Raw genomic sequence first — 2712 nt, 5'->3', positions numbered from 1 at the left:
GGGCATGAAGATTTTAATTACACCGGATACAGTAAAACGGACAAGATATGGGGGAATTGTCGGGAAAATAACTGAAGTTTCTCCCTTTTCAATCACCTCAGCAGGGGCGAGTTCGGTGATCGGAAACCCCGAAGTGGTACAAAAATTAATGGGCGAAGAAGGAGGTAAAATCGAAGCGATCGCTAAATTACAACTTGACTCCAAAACCCCCAGTGGTTATAAATGGTCATCTTCCCTCGGACCCCCGTTAAAAATTTCTCCAGGAACCACAACAACCGTAAGGGTAACAGTGGAAGAGCGTACGCCCATTACTTGGGTTTTGCCTATTTTGAGAGAGTGGAGTGGGATATAGAAATTATCAATTGGGTTAGGTAAAAATCTTTAGGTTTTAGGGAACAGGGAACAAGGAGTAGGGAGTAGGGAGTAGGGAGTAGGGAGCCTCGGAGCAGGGAGCCTCGGAGCAGGGAACAGGGAGTCGGGAAGAGTAGTCAAGGGTTTTCATGAGCTATTTAGAAACGCTATAACTGTGTGGAAGATAAATAATTTGGTCTTGATATTCGCTTTCAAAAGATGCCTCAGCTAGAAAAACCAACTCATCAATATTTTCTCCCATACTTAACTTGGTGTTGAGAATAAAGATGCCTGGTATGTGATTCCCTTCTGCAATATAATCAGCTAAGTGGGTCGGCATAGATTTACGATTATTTGTCACCAGCACAAAACCATACTCGTCACACCAGTTCAGAATTTGTGGGTCTAACGTTCCTCTTGCAGGAGTATTCGGTTCACCAACAACCCACATCACCAAATCAGGAGAATTCCGGGTCAATTGGATTTTGTAAGCAGGATTGACATTTTCATCCAATAGATATTTGAGAGTCATCAGCTTTTTTCATTACTTTTCGTTCTGCTCTCAACTTCCGCAATCGCAGCGCAGAGGTGGAGGGATTAAGTTGCTGTGCTTTCAGTTGCTGGTGACTCCACTCTAACCAGTCAGCAACATATTGGCTCACCATTTCTTTATTGTGTAGATAATAAAGAATAGTAGCGTAGACCTGTTCTAGATTTAGGGATGGATAGGTTTCGGCAATTTCTTCGGGAGTGCGGGCACGATGGATATAATCATAGAGAATAGTTTCTATTCCTATTCTTGTGCCTTTGAGCCGAATATCGTCCACACTTAGGAAGTCAAAATAGTTTTCTAGTTGCATTTATTTTATAGCAAAGGGAGTAGGGAGCAGGGAGCAGGCAATAAGCAAGAGGCAAGAGGTAAAAAATGCTGTGTACCTCAGGTGCGACCCGTGGCGAATTTAATTCTTAATGGGTCAAGGGCACCTAATAGTTATGGAAAACGCTGTATTAGCTTATTAGCTCGTTATATAGCAGAAGTCAGAAGTCAGAAGTCAGAAGTCAGAAGTCAGAAGTCAGAAGTTAAACTCTTGCCATACTGTAGTTTGAGACTTTTGTCATGTCCTAATTACCCTGGCGACTGTTATAATTAAGAATTTTATCATACTTTGATGATGTTGGAGTACAGGCTTACTGAACCACAAGTATTGCTTTGCCTGTTCCCGATTCCCAATTCTCTCGGTGCGCTTTCCGTAGGCGAATTAAATTCGCCACGGGTCGCACCGCTCCCAATTCCCAATTCCCAATTCTTGATTCCCGATTCCCGATTCCCGATTCCCTTTTTCTATAAGTCTCAAAACAAAAAAAAATAGCCGTAGAAATACTATCGACGGCTATTTCAATCACCTATGTCAGAAGTTTCCGAACCAATCCGGACGTGATCCGATGGGATTGGCCAAGGGGGGGAAACCCCCCCAGAAATTTAGCGATGCAGCGCGGTCTTGGGGGTTTCCCCCATGAGCGACTGCATCAAGACAAGGTGTTATGGCAACAACAAATACTTGGTCATGATAGTAATGAATTCCCCTGGAACTTCAGTGGGCTGCAGAGGACTCCATTCGGAAATCTCAGCATAGCGCAGACCATAAAGGGCGTACATCGTGTTGAGTACTGCTTTACGAGACCCCTTTAAGATGTGCTTAACGGCTTGTTTGTTGGAGTTTGGAGTAAATTCTGACATAGGTCAAAGATTCAATTTGTTTACATTGATTATTGTAATGATTATATATTTATTTGTCAAGCGATGCAGCGCGGTCTTGGGGGTTTCCCCCATGAGCGACTGCATCAAGACAGGGTTTTTGAAAGTTTTTTATGAAGATTTTAAAGTTAATAAAAAAAGCAACAATATAACTTTATTGTTACCTTTTAAATCAAAAAAATATGTCCTAATCTAGACTGACATTGCTATCATTATTTATCCATAATTGAATCCATAAATACCTACAAATAGTGTTTGTAAATAAATGTAAAAATCTTAAATAACCCCTTGCACTTTTTCCAGGATTTATCTATACTATAGACATTGAGACTGAGACTAATAACCGCGCTGGTGAAAACCATTAACCAACGCCAGCGCGGTTTTCCTCCCACCTAAATAGGAGTTACTTCCATGATCGCAAAAATATCACAATTATCAATACAGCGGTTTGCAATTCACTCTTATCTGCTCCCTGCTCCCTGCTCCCTGCTCCCTGCTCCCTGCTCCATGCTCCATGCTCCCTGCTCCCTGCTCCCTGCTCCCTAAAAACCCTATACTTTTGACTTGCGCGTAGGGCTATAAGGCTCAAGGGTTAACAATACACT

The 2712-nt window shown here is 42.3% G+C and carries 6 protein-coding genes and 1 pseudogene; 4 read left to right on the top strand and 3 right to left on the bottom strand.

All coding sequences use genetic code 11. The features are described from left to right. A pseudogene (locus tag F6K20_RS33065) lies at window positions 1-352 on the top strand (NHLP bacteriocin system secretion protein); the annotation flags it as partial. A gap of 153 nt (window positions 353-505) precedes the next feature. Here F6K20_RS33065 and F6K20_RS33060 read toward each other — a convergent pair. Both F6K20_RS33060 and F6K20_RS33055 read right to left on the bottom strand, forming a co-directional pair. Further along, complete coding sequence (locus F6K20_RS33060; protein ID WP_008185689.1) at window positions 506-883, bottom strand: DUF5615 family PIN-like protein; 378 nt, start codon at window positions 881-883, stop codon at window positions 506-508. Beyond that, window positions 858-1211: a DUF433 domain-containing protein gene (locus tag F6K20_RS33055; RefSeq protein WP_008185691.1), complete on the bottom strand. Its 354-nt coding sequence runs from the start codon at window positions 1209-1211 to the stop codon at window positions 858-860. Before F6K20_RS33055 ends, F6K20_RS33060 begins: the two co-directional genes overlap by 26 nt. 90 nt (window positions 1212-1301) lie before the next feature. Here F6K20_RS33055 and F6K20_RS33050 point away from each other — a divergent pair, with 90 nt between their 5' ends. Then, window positions 1302-1502, top strand: coding sequence for a hypothetical protein (locus tag F6K20_RS33050; RefSeq protein WP_131827146.1), 201 nt, complete (start codon window positions 1302-1304; stop codon window positions 1500-1502). Window positions 1503-1520: 18 nt separating this feature from the next. Further along, window positions 1521-1721 carry a hypothetical protein gene (locus F6K20_RS33045; protein WP_287262774.1) on the top strand — a complete coding sequence of 67 codons (201 nt, stop codon included), beginning with the start codon at window positions 1521-1523 and terminating at the stop codon, window positions 1719-1721. A 170-nt stretch (window positions 1722-1891) separates the two neighbouring features. Here the strand turns inward: F6K20_RS33045 and F6K20_RS33040 are convergent, their stop codons facing one another. After that, window positions 1892-2089 (bottom strand): hypothetical protein, encoded by a 198-nt coding sequence (locus F6K20_RS33040; RefSeq protein ID WP_008185695.1) that lies wholly within the window; start codon window positions 2087-2089, stop codon window positions 1892-1894. Between the two features lie 429 nt (window positions 2090-2518). Here F6K20_RS33040 and F6K20_RS33035 point away from each other — a divergent pair, with 429 nt between their 5' ends. After that, entirely contained in the window at window positions 2519-2653 is a 135-nt protein-coding gene (locus F6K20_RS33035; protein ID WP_287297581.1) for a hypothetical protein, read from the top strand. Window positions 2654-2712 lie beyond the last annotated feature (59 nt).

Origin of the sequence: Moorena sp. SIO2C4, from assembly GCF_010672485.1 — a bacterium.
Taxonomy (GTDB): Bacteria; Cyanobacteriota; Cyanobacteriia; order Cyanobacteriales; family Coleofasciculaceae; genus Moorena; species Moorena producens.
The sequence above is the reverse complement of the archived record's forward strand: the minus strand, read 5'-3'. Positions and strand labels throughout refer to the sequence as shown.